The organism is Clostridioides sp. ES-S-0006-03 (genome assembly GCF_020662275.1).
Classification (GTDB): Bacteria; Bacillota; Clostridia; order Peptostreptococcales; family Peptostreptococcaceae; genus Clostridioides.
In genome coordinates this window covers 448,918-467,847 of record NZ_JADGMM010000002.1, presented here as the reverse complement: position 1 = coordinate 467,847, position 18,930 = coordinate 448,918, and the positions used below count along the sequence as shown (strand labels likewise).

At 28.2% G+C, this 18,930-nt stretch carries 14 protein-coding genes; all 14 read right to left on the bottom strand.

What is annotated here, in order from left to right:
* Positions 1–3,050 (bottom strand): BppU family phage baseplate upper protein (locus IR151_RS04425; protein ID WP_227433303.1); only part of this gene is annotated, 3,050 nt, incomplete at its 3' end.
* A complete protein-coding gene (locus tag IR151_RS04420) occupies positions 3,026–3,247 on the bottom strand; it encodes a hypothetical protein (RefSeq protein ID WP_021382691.1) in 222 nt (73 codons plus the stop codon). The genes IR151_RS04425 and IR151_RS04420, both read right to left, overlap by 25 nt.
* 2 nt (positions 3,248–3,249) lie before the next feature.
* Positions 3,250–5,181 (bottom strand): tail fiber domain-containing protein, encoded by a 1,932-nt coding sequence (locus IR151_RS04415; RefSeq protein WP_227433302.1) that lies wholly within the window; start codon positions 5,179–5,181, stop codon positions 3,250–3,252.
* Positions 5,182–5,197: 16 nt separating this feature from the next.
* Positions 5,198–6,874, bottom strand: coding sequence for a hypothetical protein (locus IR151_RS04410; RefSeq protein WP_227433301.1), 1,677 nt, complete (start codon positions 6,872–6,874; stop codon positions 5,198–5,200).
* Between the two features lie 11 nt (positions 6,875–6,885).
* Positions 6,886–7,671: a phage tail domain-containing protein gene (locus IR151_RS04405; protein ID WP_227433300.1), complete on the bottom strand. Its 786-nt coding sequence runs from the start codon at positions 7,669–7,671 to the stop codon at positions 6,886–6,888.
* 15 nt (positions 7,672–7,686) lie between these two features.
* Positions 7,687–14,439, bottom strand: coding sequence for a phage tail tape measure protein (locus tag IR151_RS04400; protein WP_227433299.1), 6,753 nt, complete (start codon positions 14,437–14,439; stop codon positions 7,687–7,689).
* A 191-nt stretch (positions 14,440–14,630) separates the two neighbouring features.
* The gene (locus tag IR151_RS04395) at positions 14,631–14,999 is read right to left on the bottom strand and encodes a hypothetical protein (protein WP_227433298.1); all 369 of its coding nucleotides are present in this window, start codon (positions 14,997–14,999) and stop codon (positions 14,631–14,633) included.
* A 4-nt stretch (positions 15,000–15,003) separates the two neighbouring features.
* Positions 15,004–15,552 (bottom strand): major tail protein, encoded by a 549-nt coding sequence (locus tag IR151_RS04390; protein WP_227433297.1) that lies wholly within the window; start codon positions 15,550–15,552, stop codon positions 15,004–15,006.
* A gap of 51 nt (positions 15,553–15,603) precedes the next feature.
* Positions 15,604–16,218, bottom strand: coding sequence for a major tail protein (locus IR151_RS04385; RefSeq protein ID WP_227433296.1), 615 nt, complete (start codon positions 16,216–16,218; stop codon positions 15,604–15,606).
* A 74-nt stretch (positions 16,219–16,292) separates the two neighbouring features.
* Positions 16,293–16,622, bottom strand: a complete 330-nt coding sequence (locus IR151_RS04380; protein ID WP_227433295.1) for a hypothetical protein — start codon at positions 16,620–16,622, stop codon at positions 16,293–16,295.
* A 21-nt stretch (positions 16,623–16,643) separates the two neighbouring features.
* Positions 16,644–17,030, bottom strand: coding sequence for an HK97-gp10 family putative phage morphogenesis protein (locus IR151_RS04375; protein WP_227433294.1), 387 nt, complete (start codon positions 17,028–17,030; stop codon positions 16,644–16,646).
* Between the two features lie 15 nt (positions 17,031–17,045).
* Positions 17,046–17,381, bottom strand: coding sequence for a phage head closure protein (locus tag IR151_RS04370; protein WP_227433293.1), 336 nt, complete (start codon positions 17,379–17,381; stop codon positions 17,046–17,048).
* Positions 17,375–17,662, bottom strand: coding sequence for a head-tail connector protein (locus IR151_RS04365; protein WP_227433292.1), 288 nt, complete (start codon positions 17,660–17,662; stop codon positions 17,375–17,377). The genes IR151_RS04370 and IR151_RS04365 overlap by 7 nt, the downstream gene beginning before the upstream one ends.
* A gap of 97 nt (positions 17,663–17,759) precedes the next feature.
* Positions 17,760–18,917: a phage major capsid protein gene (locus IR151_RS04360; protein ID WP_227433291.1), complete on the bottom strand. Its 1,158-nt coding sequence runs from the start codon at positions 18,915–18,917 to the stop codon at positions 17,760–17,762.
* Positions 18,918–18,930: the final 13 nt, after the last annotated feature.

Genomic DNA, 18,930 nt, shown 5'->3' with positions numbered 1-18,930 from the left:
GAACGTACAGTACCTGTATGCCCAGTAAATCTCCAAATTTCAGCACCACTTGAAGATATTTTTCTCAAAGTAATATCACTACTACAACTATATATATTATTCTGTAAATCTACACATACTGAATATACACCACTTTCATGTCCTTTATAACACCAAATTTCTTCTCCAGTTGGAGATATTTTTTTTACTATTCTATCATAATTTCCACTAATAATATTATTATTTAGGTCTATACATATTGAATATACATAACCACCTTGGATTTTATCCCATACTTCAGTAGGTGCAGGTAAAACCTCTTTCACAATAGTATCTAGTTTAGTTACTTTGTGTATTTCACTTTGATGGTCTTTTGTGATTAAAATACCTAAATTCTGCTGAAATTTTCTTATTATATTATCTTGTGCACCACTCACTATATTATTTTGAGAATCTATATTTATACAATCTACAATAGCAGTATGGTCTGTAAATTTCCATATCTCCTTTCCTTGAGGAGATATTTTTTTTAATGTTTTATCACGACTACCACTAATTATATTATTTTGAGAATCTACACATAGCGAATTTACAAAGTCAGTATGACCTGTAAATTTCCATATTTCAGTACCTTGAGAAGATATCTTTGTTATTACTCCATTGTTATGTCCACTTATAAAGTTATCTTCAGAGTCTACTGATAGAGATATTATATTTGCTCTATCAGATGCTCTAAATATCCAAATTTTAACGCCTTTACTTGATGTCTTTGTTACTTCGGCATCTAAACTAGCACTAATTATATTATTTTGAGAATCTACGCATAGAGAAGTTATATCTCTTACATGTCGTTTTACACTCCAAATTTGAGTTCCTCCAGAAGTTATTTTTGTTAGCACACCTCCATTAGTCCCACTACAGACATTATTTTCTAAATCTATACATACCGCACTTACAGCAGTACTATTTCCACCATATCGCCATATTTCAGTACCTTGAGAAGATATCTTCCTTACTGTAGTATCTGCACTCCCACTTATTATATTACCACTCGAATCTATACATACTGAATAAACACTACTTGCATGACCTGCAAACTTCCAAATCTCTACACCATAACTCGAGATTTTTCTAATAGTATTATCACTGCTACCACTATAAATATTATCTTGTGAATCTATACATAATGACTTTATATATAATGTATGACCTGCAAACTGCCAAACTTCTTCAACATCACTAGGCATATCTGGCATTTGTTTTATACTACTAATATTACTTGCCATAGTTTGAAATGTATCACTACTATTAGTTGGTACTTTTTTGTCAGTAATAGCAGTAGCGATTAATTCCTTTCCATTACTGACAGATTGAAAAAGTTCATTAACTGCATCTGTTAGGTTTTTAGCATTTGTGCTTAATTCGTTTACACCTATTTTTGAATCAATTTTAACACTAGAATAAGTACTATCTAGTGTTGTTATATTATCGTTTATTGTAGCTGTTATAACTTCTTTATTGGTATTACCATTTACAACAGTCACTTTTACATCTATATTACTTTCATTAAAAATTTCTATTGTATTAGAATCAACTACAGTATAAGAATTAGTCATACTTTTCTTAGTTGCTTCATCCAATATGGCAACAAATATATTCTCCGTAACAAGATTATGGTTAACTGTAAGTTTAAAGTATTCTCCATCAGATAACCAATCAGATTCAACATAAGACTTACTAAAGGCTACATTAGTTGCAGCCGAACTCATTTCAGCTATTTTTTCATATACTTTATCAAAATCATATGTAAATCTTTCTTTCAATGTATTTTTTTGAGTTCCATCGTAAGCTTCTCTTGTTTGTATTATTTCTCCTGTTGTATTTGTACTTTCCAACTCTTCAAATCTTTGTTCAAATTCAGTTAATTTATTAGATACAGTTGTTGTCATATCTGTTTTAGCAGTATCCACTTCAACAATCTTGTTGTCAACTTCAACTATTTTAGTATCTACTTCATTTATCTTATTATTAGTTTCAACTATTTTATCATCAAGTTGTTTTTGTTGTTCTTTTAATTTATTATCTAGTGTTATATCAACCTCATTAAATTTTTCATCAGTTTTATCAATTAATTCTTTTTCCATTCTTTTTATAGAATTTTGCCTATCTATTTCTTGTGTTTTTCTTATTTCTTCATTTTCTTTTCTTACTAACTCATTAGCTTCTCTTGTTTCTTCGCTGGTTTTTCTTACTTCTTCACTTTCTTTTCTTACCAGTTCATTAGCTTCTCTTGTCTCTTCACTGGTTTTTCTTATTTCTTCATTTTCTTTTCTTACCAGTTCATTAGCTTCTCTTGTCTCTTCACTGGTTTTTCTTATTTCTTCATTTTCTTTTCTTACCAGTTCATTAGCTTCTCTTGTTTCTTCACTGGTTTTTCTTACTTCTTCATTTTCTTTTCTTACCAGTTCATTAGCTTCTCTTGTTTCTTCACTGGTTTTTCTTACTTCTTCATTTTCTTTTCTTACCAGTTCATTAGCTTCTCTTATTTCTTCCTGTTCCTCTATCAAATTTTCTAAATTTTCAACTCTAGTAACCAGAATATCATTATCTTTCAAGACTTCTTTGACTTGACTTATTAATAATACTAAAACACCAAATTCATCTGCATTTTCAATATCATCATCATTTACAAGCCCTTCTTCTACTCTATAATAAAATCTTGGAGATTCTAAAGACCCCTCACTATTTATAGCCATGATTGTAAATGGGTTTATACCTGCACCCTTCAAAGCTTCCCTAGTAATTGGAATCTCTACTTCTCCATTTTCTGCATCCAATATGACACATGGAGAGTTCACCTTATTACCTACATTCTTCCATATGTTGACTATGACATCATAGTTACTTAAATCCATTATCTTTCCATCATTTTTTAGTTGTGCTTTAATAAAAGCTGTATTAATATCATTTTCACTATATATTATTTTTTTTACTATATTTTTTCTATTTTCATACTCTGAAAAATCTATTTCTAAAAAATATTGTTTTACTTCATAGTCTCTGTTTCGCATTGTTCAACACCCTCTACATTTTCAGATAGTTTTTTAAGCGATATAATATTTTCTTCTAATTCTTTTATTTTTTTATCTTTGTCTTTTATCTCTATATCTTTTTGCATTGCTATACTCTTATAGAGCAACATATTAGACATACTCTTATTCAATTCTTCTTGTACATTCTCATACAGAATTTTAAAATCTACATCCATTTTTATTCTCCTTTACTTTGTAATCCTTGTATATTTTTTTCTAATTCTTTTATTTTATTTTCTAATTCTTCTCTTTTTAATACTTCTTCTTTTAACGCTGCTGCTATAATAGTTGTATATCCAGATACACTAAATTTTAGCCCTTCATCGTTATAATCATAAACAAACATTTTTCCAACTTCTGTATCTTTTATATCATTTGCTATAAATCCGATTTGTTGATTATTTTCTTCTTCACTAAAATTTTTATAATTAAATGTAGCTATTTTCAAATCATCTGTTAAAAAATTTAAAAAAGGTGTTTCTATATTCATTGAGAAAGACCTTCTTTTTGTCATACTTATATAATTAATATTTTCTTTGAACCTGTTATCTGATGTACTTCTAACATCATCACACCTTAATGTATCGCAGTAAACATTTCTCCATGTGTTATAGCTTTGCCCTAAGTCAGTTCTGCTTTGGTCTGGGAAGAATGAATATGGGTCATTAGTAAAACAAAATCTTGCATTTCCACATTTTACAAAAGCATCATCTTGCTTTACTTGTAGTCTTACCTCTCCATCAACAAATATGTTTGCTCCATATCTGTTTATAAATAAATAGTTTTCATTATATTTTAATCTTACTGCACTCCCTTTTACAGAACCATCACTTTCTTGTGCATCTAAACATATAGTTGCACTGCTATCTTCAAACAGACGAATAATAGGGTTGTGACCTCTTGGAGTTGTTAAGCAATCACATGCTATAGAGCCATTCAAAATTGTTATCCCATCATAGTTAATAGTCACAGAAGCTGAACTTATTTTATTAAAAGCTATCCTTACACTATCATATTTTTGTTCTATTAAAGAACTAAATTCTCCTTTACTAACCTTTAGTGCTATTTCATCAGATAATAGTTTAATTTCAGATTTTATATTTTTTTCTGTTTCTTGTACACTCATAGTCATTTGATTAGATTTAATATTAAAATTCGCTAATTCTTCTGATATACTTCCACCTGCACCAAGTAAAATTATATTGTCCAGAACATTTTTCAATTCATTTATTTTTATATTATATTTAGAAAAAGTATTTATAACTAAAACCTTGTCACTAGGAGTTGCGACACCATCTGCTATAGCTGAATTTATTGCAGTTTTCAAATTATCATGAGCTTCATTTAAAGCATTTTTAGCATTATTTATATTTAATTTTCCAGTTGTATCAACATTTTTATCACATATTAAAATTACTTTTTCAATTTGCACATATAGCAATTTTTTCTTATCATCAATAATAGTATTTTGTATATTTATTTCTGTTTTTTCCTCATTTGTTACTTTATCATCCTTGAAATATTCTGTTATCTTAGAACTATATAAACCAATCGCTGCATTTAATTCTATGATATTTTTATTAACATTTTCTCTTAGTTCATTTATTTCTTTATTATCTGTAAAATCTTTTCTAACACTTTTGACACTAGCGTCTATTTCATCAGATTTTAATTCTAATTTTGTTATATTTTCTTTTATCTTTGTATCTTCTTCTTTTAAATCTCCTATCGTCGTTTTTACTCCTGTTATATCTGTTTCTATAGAAACAAATCTTTTGTCATTTTCCTCATTTTTTTCATATAATCCATGAATGTGTTTTTCAATAGACTTTATAGAATCCCCATCAAAAGATATACTGAAATTTGAATCTTCACTTTGTGGAACTATATTATGCATACCATTTGTATTAGTTATTACAAGGAATTTCTCATTAGAATTATCAAATAAAATATTTGAATCTTCTAGTTCATAAGGATTCTTTCTATTCCAATATATATATTTCATGCAAGAATATTTTTCTGTAACATTGTAAACTTCATCATAGTAATGTACTATTATTCCAGTTATACGAACATATGAAAAAGTAGGGCTATTATCTAATACAGCCAATGACTTTCACCCCTTTTTAGATATTTCTATTTTTTCTTATTTTATTGTATTTCTGTTGTATCAATAAGTATTTTTTAGACTCTAAAACTTGAAGTGACTCTTTTGCCATTTTCAAATAGTCTGAGATAGTTTTTATATCATCATTTTTCATTTTTTTATTTGATAATTCTATTGTTAAACTGCTAGGATTAAATTTTTGTGAATATCCCACAAAATATATCATCTTTCTTATATGCTCTTTATAGCTATAAAGTTCTATTACATCACCAAGACCTAATATTCCATTCCAATGTTGCCTGCCATTATCTAAAATCCTATCTAAAAAATTTATTATATCTATTGACCATTCACTTGTTGTTTTACATTTTAATTCTAAAATTCTTTCACCAGCTTTTATTAAATCTTCAACTTTAATAAAAGCTGAATTAGTATATGTATCATAATACACAAACTCTTTCAGCTCTTCTAATAATTCATCATTAAATATTAATTTTCCATTTTTATCTGTTGAAGTTTCACGTTTACAAAGTAAGTTTATATTATCTATACTTTTTCTTAGATTTTCAATTTCTTCTTCTAAATTTCTTACAGCAACTTCTAGTATTACTTTTTCATCATTTTTTTTAGTTATCTCTGCTATAATTCTAGCTAAATTAATATCATCTCTTGATGCTTCATATGCTCTCTTTTCACCTTGTAAACCCGCTATAAATGCATAAACAAGTTGTAATTCATTTTTTTTATCTGTCAATTCATTGCTTTTACTACTTTTTAAATCTGCTAATTCTCTCCATTGTACTTTTCTTTTTTTTACCATTTCTTCATATATATTTATTGCTTTTATTAATGCTGGACTCATTTCTTCATTTTCTATAAAATAAGAATAATTTTCAATATAGGGATACCCTGTTTCAGTAGCATCTATTATATCCATTTCTTCATTTCCTTCAAGTTTCAACCTTGTTACTATATCATTTGTATTTAAGGTTTTTTCAATAGATTTTATGTAATTATCTTCTGTTAATGTTATTTTTACCTCATCTCCAAAACTATCTATATTGTATAAATTAACTAATTTATCGAAGGTATCAAATTCAATAACACAATTAAATTCTTCTTTTATATTTTTTGTAATAAAGTCATACCAATTCGTGCTTACACTTTCTTGCCATCTGATTTTTTCTTGTTTACTTCCATCTTCTAATACATCATATGCTATATCTTCATCTACATGACCTAGCTGCCATCCTGTTTCATTTTTCATGTAATCATTCAATGAAAATATTTCGTTTTCTTCCTCTGCTGTAAATAGCTGTATATTTATATTTTCTATATTTATATCTACTTTTGATAATTTAATTTCTCTTGAATATGCTTTAACTACTTTACTTTTATAATTATCTTCTTTTATTTCTTTTATAACAAAATACTCTTTATTATTAATACATATAAATCTTTCGTTTTTAGTCATATCATATATAATATTTATTTTTCTTTTCAATGTATCTCTATCAAAAACATATTTTGGTATTGTAAATTCTAACTCGTCAATACCATCAATTTTCCTAGTCAGAGAATTTAAACAGTACTTTGGTATTTGTCCAATTATATTTTTATTAACTTTATGTAGTGTTATATTATAATCTTTTTTAATTTCTTTTAAATTAATTTTCTCTCTTAAAATAAGTATCACCTCATTATTGATTAAGTTAAAACAGGATATTTTGACTTTATTGTTAGTTTACAATTGCCTATAATTTTTAATTTATTTTCTCCTATTTTTAATCTTAACCAATTTCTATTACATTTTTCAAATCTACTTTTACCTTCTGTATTAATTACTGTACAATATAAATTATCTATTGTTACTTTTTCATTTTTTTCTATCCCTGCAATTTCAAATTGTCCATCTTCTATACTAGTATTTTTTATTATATTTACAGTAGATTCATCCCCTAGATTAGTTATTTCAAATATAGGCATATAATCTTCTTGCATATTACTTTTATTATTTATAATTATTTTTCTTTCAATATTTTCTTTTATTGTAATTGATTTAACATCTGATTTATAAGCAAAATTTGTAAACGGCTGGAATGTAACTTCAAGATAACCTTCCATATTATCAGTAAATTTTTTTGTTATTTTAGTTACTCTTACATAATAAGTAAGTTCAACATTATCTTCACTGATAAATTCTATAAAATCATCTGTTTTAATCCATGTGTAGATTTCTTCTATATCATAATCAGACCACCTTTTGGGAACATAATTTCCATCTACTAAACATATTTTTAATACTATTTCATTAGTATCTTTTTCCCCTTTAAAAAAAGTTGAATTATCATTATAACTTTTTACTTTTTCTATTGTTTCAGAGTACACAAATCCATAATCACTGAATATGTCATTATTTGATTCTGTAATCAAAATTACACTCATTGAATCACTAGTTCTTTTATTTAAAATAAATTTTTCTGAAATAAACAATTTTTATCTCCTTTTTTATTTAACAATTTCTTTTGCAAAATTATTTAGTGCTTCTTTTACAGTTTTATCAATAATTTTTTGTAAATCTGGTATGGAATCTTTTGTAGCATTTTCTATCACAATCAGCGGTTTACTAGGATTAAAAATAATTTGATTATTATTAGTAGTATTATTGTTTAGCATGCGACTAGTCGGTTGACTATATCTTTGCGAATTATAGTCTAAAGATTTTAAATTTGTATTAAATTCTTTTACACCTAATTTTTCATTTATTTCTGCTAGATTTTCCATTTTTTCAAGAGCTTCATCCAACTTGTCTAACCATTCAGTTTTTATTTTATCACCTGCAATAGTCAGACCATCTTGGTATTTGTTTATAAATTCAATCATTGTATCCTGTAAATCTTTTACATTACCGTCTATATCTGTAAAAATTCCACTGTCAAGAACATTTTTTACTATCTCTGCAAGCTTTGTATCAGAAAATTTTTCTTCAAGATTTTTGACTGTTTCTTCTGCTTCATTTTCTAATCTTTCGCTTTCTTTGTCAAACATATTATTTACTTGTTTATCAAGATTATCTTGTACTAATTTTTCTAGCTTTTTCTGCTCTTCTTGCAATTTTTTTTCTAAATCTTGTACTCTTTTTTGACCAGATAAACTTGTATCTTTTCTAGCTTTTTCTAAGTCTTTTTCTATTTTTGCAATAGCATCTTTTTGCTCTTTTTCATCATTCTTATAATTCATTTCTTCTCTTGCATCATTATAAGCTTTTTTCTTTTTATTAAGAGAATCTGTTCTTTTCTTTAATTCTTCATCAATTAATTTTTTTCTTTCTTCAACTTGCTTTTTATATATGTCTGTTATTTCTTTTTCTACATCTGTGATAGTGTTTAATTGTTCTTCATATAGCTTTTTTTGTTCTTCTTTTAAATCTGCTATTGCTCCAGTTATTCCTTCAAGCTCTCGTTGTGCAGATGGTATTTTTTCTAATAATAAATCTAAATATCCTTTTGCAAGTTCTTCCGCTTCTTCAAAATCTTTGTTTTCTTCTTTCAACTTTTGTAATTGTTGTATATAATTAGAAATATCTCCATTATCCCTAAATTCAAATCCTAATTTTTGCAATTTACCTTTAAGCTGATTCTGGACTTGTTTCATATACTCAGTTGTTTCAGTTAATTCTTTATTATACTTTTTTTGTAACTCTATTTTTTTCTTAATTATTTCTTCTTTTTCTTCTGTAGATGCATTTTTTAATTTTACATCTAACATATCTAATTCATTTTTCACTTGCTGAACATCTTTGTACATAGATGTCCATGTCGATTCCATGAATAATTTTTCTTGCTCTCTTTTTACATTTTTTATACTTTGTTCATTTTCTTTGATTTTCTGATTAAGTTCATTCCACTGACCTATACATTCTGGTAAACTGGTTAAAGTAACCTTTATATATTCATCATAAAGTTTTTGTATTTCTTCCAAGCTATTTTTTTCTTTTTCAGCTTTTTTTTGTAATGAATCACTATTCTTATCTTTTGCTTTTTCAGCTTTTTCTTCTAAGTCTGCAACTATTTTCTTTTTCTTTAATATTTCCTCTTCATAATTTGTTGAATTTCCGTCACTATTAAATTTTAGTCCTTTTTGTTCAAGTGCAGATTTATAATAATTTTTTTGTCTTATTAATTTATCTTCTAAATCTTTTTGTACTTCTGCCTGTTCTTTGTACAATTCATTTTGTTTTTGTAGATATTTTATTTTATCTGCATCAGTTGCATTTTCTGATAACTTATCTAGTCTAGTTAATTCATTATTTATTTTTTGTAATCTATTTTCTAACTCTTGCAATAAATTAACATCATATTTTAATGCATCTGCTATGTCTTTGCCAGTAATTGCAATTGGCGTTGAATTAGTAAAACTTCTAGCTCTAGGGATTATTTTTTCTCTTGTAGCTGGTGTTGGTGAATCATTTAATAATGTAGGTGCAGGTATCGCCCTTTCTATTGGTAATGATGCAGGTTTTCCAGTCTCAGTTTTTTCTGTTTTTTCTGTTGTTGTAACATTCTTATTAACTTGTACATTTGCCGTCATTGATGTTGTAAATGACCTTGCATAATTTGCCTTATACGAATCTATCTTACGCATTAATCCAGAAATATTTTTAGCTGCTTGTGCTGTTTCTGCTCTAAATGTTGTTGTTATAGTTTTTCCACCATATTTATTTTTGTAACTAGCTACTTTTTTATCTAAACCAGTAACATTTTTAGCTGCTTGTGCTGTTTCTGTTTTAAATACTAATTGTTTAACTTTTACTTTACCAAATTGATTTATCTTTGTTATTAACCCACTTACATTTTTAGCTGCTTGTGCTGTCTTGGCTGTTATGCTTATTTCATATTTACCTTTCCCTACTTCTTTTGCTTTAGTTGCTAATTGATTCAGCTGTTCAGCTGTACCTTCAACCCCTTTTGTAGTTATTTCTGGTTCAGCTTTCTTTTTATCAATTTTATCAGTCTCTTTTCCTACATCTTCTAATTCCTTTTTGCTTTCACCTGCATTTTTTACTTTTACCTCTGGTTCTGGTTTTTTCTTGTCAACTTTGTCAGCTTCTTTTCCTACATCTTCTAATTCCTTTTTGCTTTCACCTGCATTTTTTACTTTTACTTCTGGTTCAGCTTTCTTTTTATTAATTTTATCAGTTTCTTCATTAATTTCTTTGGTTTTCTCTAATCCTTCTACCTTAATATTATATTTTTGTGCAATTTCTGGATTTTCTTTTAAATATTTAATTATATCATCGTAATTTTTTGCTTTATTAATCGCTTCTGTATTATCTAATATAAATTTTGTTCTAACATCTTCTGGTATTTTATCAAATATTTCTCCAACTAGTTTAACTTTATCAGAATTTATATCTCCATTTTCAATTGCAACATTAATTTTAGCTGATACTTTATCTTGTGCAAATTTATCTTTTATTTTTTGTTCAACATCATCTGTTTTGACATTTGATGTGTCAATTTCACCTTCTGTAATTTCTAAATCTTCTGTTACTTTTACTTTGTCACCTTTGAACAGCTTATCTGCTTCTGCCTGTAAATTATCAAAGTTAGGATTTTCTTGTTGTAGTTCAAATAATAAATCTGCTGTAAATTTTATAACTTCTTTTGAATTAGTTATATTTCCATTTGCATCTTTTTTTATTAAGCTATTTACAAAATTTCTAACATCTTCTGGTATGTTCTGGTCATTAGTAAAATCAATAACAGTCTGTATGTCTACCTCTTCTTTTCCTGTTATCTGTAGACCTTCAAGAGCAGCATTTAATGCTTCATATTGTTGTTGTACTGCAACAGCTAAACTGTCACCAGCTTCTAATTGTTGTCTAGTTCTATTAAACTTTTTAAGAAAAACATCTGTTGAATCACTAGTTTTTAAAAATTCTTTATCTAAAGTAGTTAATAAGCTTACCCAGTCGCTGGCTTTTGTTCCTGTTTTATTAGCAATTGTTTTAGCCAAATCTTGCATTTTTTTATTATAAGAATTTAAATTTCCATCTTTAGCTAATGCATCATTAGCTCCTTCAATTTCTTTTTTTACATCAGATAAATTTATTTTCCCAGCTGAGGCTGACTTAAACAATTTATTCATAGCATTTTCTGCATTAGATAATTGTTCTTGTGTCTTTATTCCACTAAAATCTAAAATACCTTTTAGGTCATCAAACTGTTTTTTAGCATCATTATTTTCGCTAGACTTAAAACTACTACTAGACTTTACAGTAGCAAATACACCTTCTTCAACTTCTTGTGCTACTTTCTTAGCTTCTTCTAAACTTCTTTCATTCTCTTTTTGTGCATCTTGTGTTAATTTTTCTCTTTTTCTTAAATGTTCATTATATTTTTGTATATATTTTTCTCTGTCTTTGCCTTCTGAATTTCTTATTTTACCACGTAGAATTACACCATCTTTTTCTAACTTTGCAATATCATCATTGTACTTTTTTTGTATGGTTATAATTTTTTCGCCGTCTGTTTGGTATGAATCTGCTGCCTTTCCTGTAAGCTTGTTACCATCCTTACCTCTTTTACCAGACTGCTTATCAACAGCAATTTCAGCATTGTCCATTTTATCAAAATTTATAAGACGTTCTTTTTTCTCTATTGCTCTATCTAGTTCAGAACATAACTCTGTAGCTGAACCTTTCATTTTTAAAATTGGATTGCCTTCCTCATCATATCCAGATACTAATTCTGGCATTATCTCAGCAATTTCTTTAGTTAATGTTTTTAACCTTTCAGCTTCTTCTGAACTTAATTTCGATTTGCCTTTTAACTTGTCATACTCTTGAGCTATATATCCAATTTTTTGTCGTGATTCTTCATAGCTTTTCTTTTCTCTATCTAATGTTTCAATATTCTTTTTTCTTTGTTCATATGCTTTGCCATCTGCAACACTATAGTCATGCAAGGCTTTTGTAGCTAATACAATCCCACCTGCTGCTAACAGTGCAAAAGCACCTTGTAGAGTAAATAATTTCGGAATTAAAGCTCCAACCTTTGCTGCTAATTTCCCAAAACCACTAGCTCCTAATGCTGTTGTAGCTTTCTTAATGTTCCCCATCAGATTAGTTAAATGACTACTAACAATTATAAGTTGACCAAAAATCATTAAAACAGGTGCAAGTGCTACAGCTATAGCTGCCATTTTGACTATGTTTTGTTGCGAAGATTCTCCAAGATTAGTAAACCAATTAGCCAATTCAGTAATTTTTTGTATAAGACTTGCAAGTACTGGTTCCATAGCTTTAAAAGCTTTTATTCCTGCTCCTTCAAGTGCTGATTTCATATTTATAATTGAACCACCTAAATTGTCTTTCATGGTTGTAGCAACTTCCATCAATGACCCTTTAGAATTTTTTAAAGAATCTTCTAACTCATCATATTCATCATTCACACCTGCTAACAGTTTCATCAATGTGTCATATTGCGTCTTACCACCAATCATTGTTGCAAACCTTGCCCGCTCTTCTTCTGTCAACTTTGTTGTAGAATCAGAGGTTACACCTAATGCGTTACTCATTTCTTTCAAAACTGCAACAGTATCCTTCTGCTTCCCTTGCGAATCAAACAGTGATATATTTAATGCATCTAACGCTTTTCCTGCTCTTCCATTTTCACCAATTATATTACTAAAAACACTTATTAATGCATTTCCAGCTTCACTTGCCTTTGTTCCTCTATTCGCCAGTATTCCAATAAGTGCGGCAGACTGTTCAAGTGGCATATTTAAGTTTTTAAACATTCCCCCTGCTGTTACATATGCTTCTAGCATTTGTTGCATATTAGTATTAGATTTTCTTTGTGCTTGTGCTGTTATATCTAAATATTTAGTAAAATCTTGACTTGCGATTCCTGCTGATGACATACTATCTGTTACCAAATCAGAACACAATGCTAAATCCATACCACCCGCCTCGGCAGCTCTCAACACAGGTTCTATCCTTGACAAAGATGTTTCTACATCCCAACCAGCAAGGCTTAAATATGTTAAACCATCCGCTGCTTGTGCTGCTGAAAATGAAGTTCTAGCTCCAAGGTCTTGTGCCTTTTCTTGTAGTTTTTGAAATGAAACACTGCTTTTATCAGCTATACCTGCTGTAGCTTGTAACTTACTCATAGAAGTATCAAAGTTGACTCCTGCTTTTGTTGCTGCTATCCCTAACATCCCGAGTGGCATAGATACATACATACCTAGACTCATTCCAACGCTTTTCAAGTTTTGTCCAGCCGTTAATAGCGAACGGCTTAATGTTGTAAAAGGCATTTGTCTAAGTTGTGCTGATAATCTTGTTATATTTGCACTAGTCTGATTAAGCTCTGCTTGATAGCCATTTAGTGCTGTTTCTGCTTGTTTTATTTCTATTTCTTGTTTATTATAAGCATCTTTTAATCTATATAATTCTTGTGTGAGTTGTTGTGCTTCATGTGAATTTTTACCATAATACGCTGCTACTTGGCTTAAAATACTTTCAGTTTTCCTAATCTCAGCACCAAGTTGTGCATGTTTTTGTTTATTTTGATTTAACTCATTATTTAATTTGTTAAATTCAGCTTGATATATTGCCAATCTAGCTTTATTTGATTGTATTTTACTTCCCAGCTGATTCATTTCATTTCCAAGTCTTTGAAAATATGACCCACTTTGTGCAAGCTCTGCCCCAAGTCTACCGAACTCTGATTCTGTTAATCTCGCTTGACTATTCAATCTACTCAGTTTTTGGTCAATAGTTAATGTTTTATTTCCAAGTTCTTGAAATTTTTGACCTGTTTGTGTTAATTCTGTTCTAAGTCTACTAATCGTACTTTTAGTTTGGTTTATATTACTTCCTAATCTACTTAACTTTTCAGCGTTTTTTTGTACAAGTTGAGCTTGTTTTTTCCATTCATTAGAATTTTTATCTAGTGTGCTTTCTAAACTATCCAGCTTGGCTTTTTGAGTGGTTAAAGTAGATTGCAAACTTTTATACTGATTTTTTTGACTCTCTAACTTTTTATTATACAAATCAATCTGTTTTGTAAGCTTTTGCATCTTAGCACCAAGACCAGTAAAACTATTTTCAAATTGTTTATTACCTTGTGCTGCTGTTTTAAATTCTCTATCTAAATTACCTATTTCTTTATTTATTGCACTGATTTGTTTAGTAAAGTTATTTGCTTCTAGTGCTAACGTGACCGATAGCTTCTCTATCTCCTCTGACATTTAACCACCACCTTTTTTTACATAAATTCTGTAGAATTAACAATCTCAACATTCTTTTTTTCTTTATCTACACCTTTGAATTTTCCATGTGCATCAAGTTGTGAAAATAATTTTTTTGGTGTAGTTTTTAAAAAATCTCGAACTGGTCTTTTTAATACTGTAGTCCATAAATATTCTAAGTACTCAAAGTCTCAATCATCTTGTTTTTCTTCTATATCCTCAATTTCATCTTCACCATTATTTTTTTCTTTTGCTGGCATAGCTTTCTCAAGTAACAAATTTAAATATTCATGTATTTTGGGCATTTCTCTAAACTTTAAATTTGTTATTATATCTTCTCTATTCAATTGTTTGTGACACCTTAATATAGACTGTATAATTAATTCATTTACCACCATAAAATCGCCTTTACCAACCCATTTCAAAACTTCTGGTACTGTCATAAAATCATTTCTTAACTTGAAAAAATGCTGTGTTTCTGCTATTGCTCCCATATCCAGCCTAGCATCATACACAACACTTTCTTCATTTAACTTAATTGTTATCTTATCATCTATCATATTTTTACCTTTCTGGAATTTGTATTTTTTTGAACCACTTATCTAAAATTTCTTTTTCTCCATTTTTTGTGTCCATCGAAAAAAAGGTTAATTTCAATTTTTTGTCAACAAACACATTAAAATTTAATTCTCTTTTACTACTACTTCTTTTTGCTGTATCTGTTTCAGCTAAAATACTATCTATATCAAAAATAACATTATATATACAGTAATAAATAATTGCTCCATCACGTCTTTTTCTTGTAAATAGTAATCTTAAATTGTTTGGTTTTATACTATCTTCAACAACTATTCCATTTTTATATCTTTTAAAATTCCATATTAATTCTTCTTCATCTGCTGTTAATCCCAATAAATTCAGTTTCCCTGTGCCAGTTACTTTACCATAAAAAATTATGTTTTCATTTCCACCACATTTCATAATTTTGTAAGATTGTTTTAATTCTATACTTACAGAAATTCCACCTAATATTTTTCTAGGAACAGAATTTTCATCTATTTCACATAAATGTATGTTATCAAAACCATGTATAATTTTTTCTTTATAATTCATTTCTTCACCTTTAATTAAATATGGAGGGTTTATAAGCCCTCCATATTATTTTTATGATTCTGGAGTATTCTCTACTGTTCTCTTTGGAACTTGAACTGTTTTATACCAGTTTTCAATCATTTCTTGACTTACATTTTCATCTTTTGTATCTACTGTGTAATAAAAATAGTTTTTACCATCAACACTTGCTATAGCTGGTAATGAAGTAAAGTCTAATTCAACAATCTCCTTTTCTTTCTTTTCTTCTACCGTAGTAGCATTAATTCCAGCTGGTTTAAATTGTGTATTATATATTACATTTAAAATTTTCCCACCATCTCTTTTTTGTTGTTCAAATAGAATCGCTAAGTTGGGCATTTGCATATTAGTAGACAGTCCCCAACCTCCAGACATATTATCTCCACCGAAAATTAATGCTTTTTCATCTATTAACAATCCCAAAGCTGACATTTTTCCAGAACCATTTGAAACATTCATATCGTTATCAACAGCCATATCATCTGCATAAGTTATATCTTCGTTTACCTCATATGTTGATTCGACTTTTTTTCCACCTAATATAGGAACTGGAACAGCAAAAGTTCCATCGTCGTTTACTTTTGCAACATGTATGTTTTTAAGACCAGATATTATTTTACTTTTATAATTTTTTTCTGCTTTTGGCATATTCTATTACCTTCTTCCTTTTTTATTTTTGCATAAAAAATGTGTCCAAATTGGACACCTCAACAATTTTATTATTATTCATCTTTTTCATATAAGAAGTCGAATGTTTTACCATAAAACTCGCCTTCTTTTCTATCTACTACTGATTTAAGATAAAAACCATTTTCTTTCATTTTATTTTTTATATCTTCATATAAATCAATATCACTAGGATTTTTGTACCAGAATGATAATTGTATATTATATGTAGTTGCTATATAATCATCATCATACAAATTTTGGTCAAGTCTATTTTCATTGTAAATTGAAAAAATAACATACTTATCTTTTTTACAATTAGCTTCTAAATAATAGCAATCTATATTTAGACCTTTCATTATTTTACAAATCAATTCATTTATCATTTTTTATACTCCATCAATTTTTTAACGATTCTTTAATGATTCTCTGAGTATTTCTTTTATTTTTGTACTTGCTTCTCCTATTTTCATATTCCAAGCTTTTTGCATCCATCCATTTCCTGCCATCTTTTCTGTACCATAATTTTGATAATATCCATATGTAGCTGACCTATCTTTATTATGTGCTATTCCTATATCTACTTTTTTATTAGCTCCAGAACCTTTTTTATCAAAAACGCCTAAAGATTGCAATAGATTTCCTGTTAAAACAGGTACAGTCTCTTTTTGACCATTTAGAAGCACCTCTGAACCTCCATCTAATGCTTTGTCCACTACTTCATTACTTACTTTTTTCTCTAAGTTTTCTAATTTCTGTTGTAATATTGAAAAACCATTCCATTCCATACTCATTTTATTCACATCCTATTAAGATACAAGTTTACATTTAAAATCAACAAATCTATGTTTATTTTCAAAATCAGAAATATAAATTATATCATAGATTTTATTTTTAAATTTAATTCTATATCTTTTAGTGCTTTCTGCATCTTCTATTATCAATTTCACTTTTTCTGAATATCTTATAGTAAAAGTTACTACATTTTCACTAGATGTAGCTTTTGCAGATATATATTCTTTACCACTTACAGCTTTAAAATCTGACCAACAAGTATAATATGTTTTCCAGTCATTAAGTGGAAATCCTCTTTCATCTGTATCATTCTCAAAAAGTTTTTCTATAATTATTCTATTATCTAACATTTATATTTAGCTAAACCTCCCATTTGTAGTTGGTTTATTATGCATGTTATTCCATAAGGAACCTCTTCTGTTTTATTACTTGTTATTCCCTTATTATCGTAAAAATGCAAAACAAGCATTTTTATTGCTAAAAAATATAATTTATTTTCATAATTAGCAACTATACCTGCATTTTTTAAATATTCTTCGCTTGCTTCTTTTAAGTCTTTCAACTCTTCTTCAAAACAATCATCTAATCTACAATAAACTTTAATGGAATTCAGTAGCTCTTTTTCATCCAAGCTATTCACCTACTTTACTTCTTGTGTTTTTTTCATACTTCTAGCTTTTGATTTATTTTCTACTACTTCTGGTTGACCTTCTTCTGGAAGGTCTGGTTTAGGGTGTATTGCTTTTTACTGTTGCTAGTCTAAAAGCAGATTTCATTTTAATTTTATGGTCTAAATACGCAGTTAAAACAAAACTTTCTATACCAGTTTTAACATTTTTATCTCTATCATAAAACATTTCTAGGTCATAATTAAAATGAGAGTATCTAAAATCTCCTACAACTGGTATTTTAGCTAAATCACAAAATACAACTGGTGCTCCTAATATTTGCTCTGGTTGTGCAGTATATAAAGTTGTATTTCCATTAGCTAATATCTTAATCATATTAAAATAATCAGCTTTTTTCATAACAATATTTGCATTTTCTGAATAATCATCTTCTAAATCAGCTAAAGCATTTATTATGGATTCATACATATCACTACCTTCTATTGTTTTTATTAAATATGGATTTCCACTTTCGGCAGACTTATTATAGAAAGACATATCTGTAGGATTTGTTGATTCAAAAGCTACTTTCTTCTCTTTCTTAGCTAATCCAGATTCTAAACCTGCATCTACAACTTGAACTAAATTAGTATTAGTCCCTTTTAGTACAGTTTCTGTTATGTCACAAAAAACTTTAAATTTATTTCGCCCAAAAGTCACACTTGCTCCATCTGCTTCCAATTCTTTTGCTGTAGCTGAATCTGAATCCAAGAAATCATCATCGTCTAAAGAAAAAATGATTTTAGGAATTTCTAAATTTGTTATATTTGTCATTTCCGATATTCCTCTTAATGGATTTTTAGCCATTGGTTCATATAATAGTTCATTTGCAACAGTTCTAGGCAATATTTTATCTCCATCATTAAGACTAGCACCATCACCAAGAACATTTCGTACTTCTTTTGTAGCTGCTTTACCAGCCATAACATTTCTTATTAATTCAGCCTTTGCATTTATTCTAATATCTTTTTCACTGTTTCCTAAGTTTTTGTTTTTATTCTTCAAAGCCATTTCTTTAGCTTCTTTATCATCAATTTCTTTTATTTTATTTTTTATACCTTCAAATCTTTCATCTAAATCTTTAACTATTTTTTGTTGTTCTTGTCTTGTTTCTATAGTAGTTTTAGAATCAAGATACATTTTAGCTAGATTTTCATTTTCTATCTTTAATTGTTCTTTTACTCCATCTTTCATTTGTTCCAACTGGTATCTATTCATTATAAATTCACTC

Bases quoted from the DNA above. Each gene is read 5' to 3' on its own strand.
- IR151_RS04420 (WP_021382691.1), bottom strand. From the start codon at position 3,247: ATGGATGTAGATTTTAAAATTCTGTATGAGAATGTACAAGAAGAATTG.
- IR151_RS04400 (WP_227433299.1), bottom strand. From the start codon at position 14,439: ATGTCAGAGGAGATAGAGAAGCTATCGGTCACGTTAGCACTAGAAGCA.
- IR151_RS04395 (WP_227433298.1), bottom strand. From the start codon at position 14,999: ATGATAGATGATAAGATAACAATTAAGTTAAATGAAGAAAGTGTTGTG.
- IR151_RS04390 (WP_227433297.1), bottom strand. From the start codon at position 15,552: ATGAATTATAAAGAAAAAATTATACATGGTTTTGATAACATACATTTA.
- IR151_RS04385 (WP_227433296.1), bottom strand. From the start codon at position 16,218: ATGCCAAAAGCAGAAAAAAATTATAAAAGTAAAATAATATCTGGTCTT.
- IR151_RS04380 (WP_227433295.1), bottom strand. From the start codon at position 16,622: ATGATAAATGAATTGATTTGTAAAATAATGAAAGGTCTAAATATAGAT.
- IR151_RS04375 (WP_227433294.1), bottom strand. From the start codon at position 17,030: ATGAGTATGGAATGGAATGGTTTTTCAATATTACAACAGAAATTAGAA.
- IR151_RS04370 (WP_227433293.1), bottom strand. From the start codon at position 17,381: ATGTTAGATAATAGAATAATTATAGAAAAACTTTTTGAGAATGATACA.
- IR151_RS04360 (WP_227433291.1), bottom strand. From the start codon at position 18,917: ATGAATAGATACCAGTTGGAACAAATGAAAGATGGAGTAAAAGAACAA.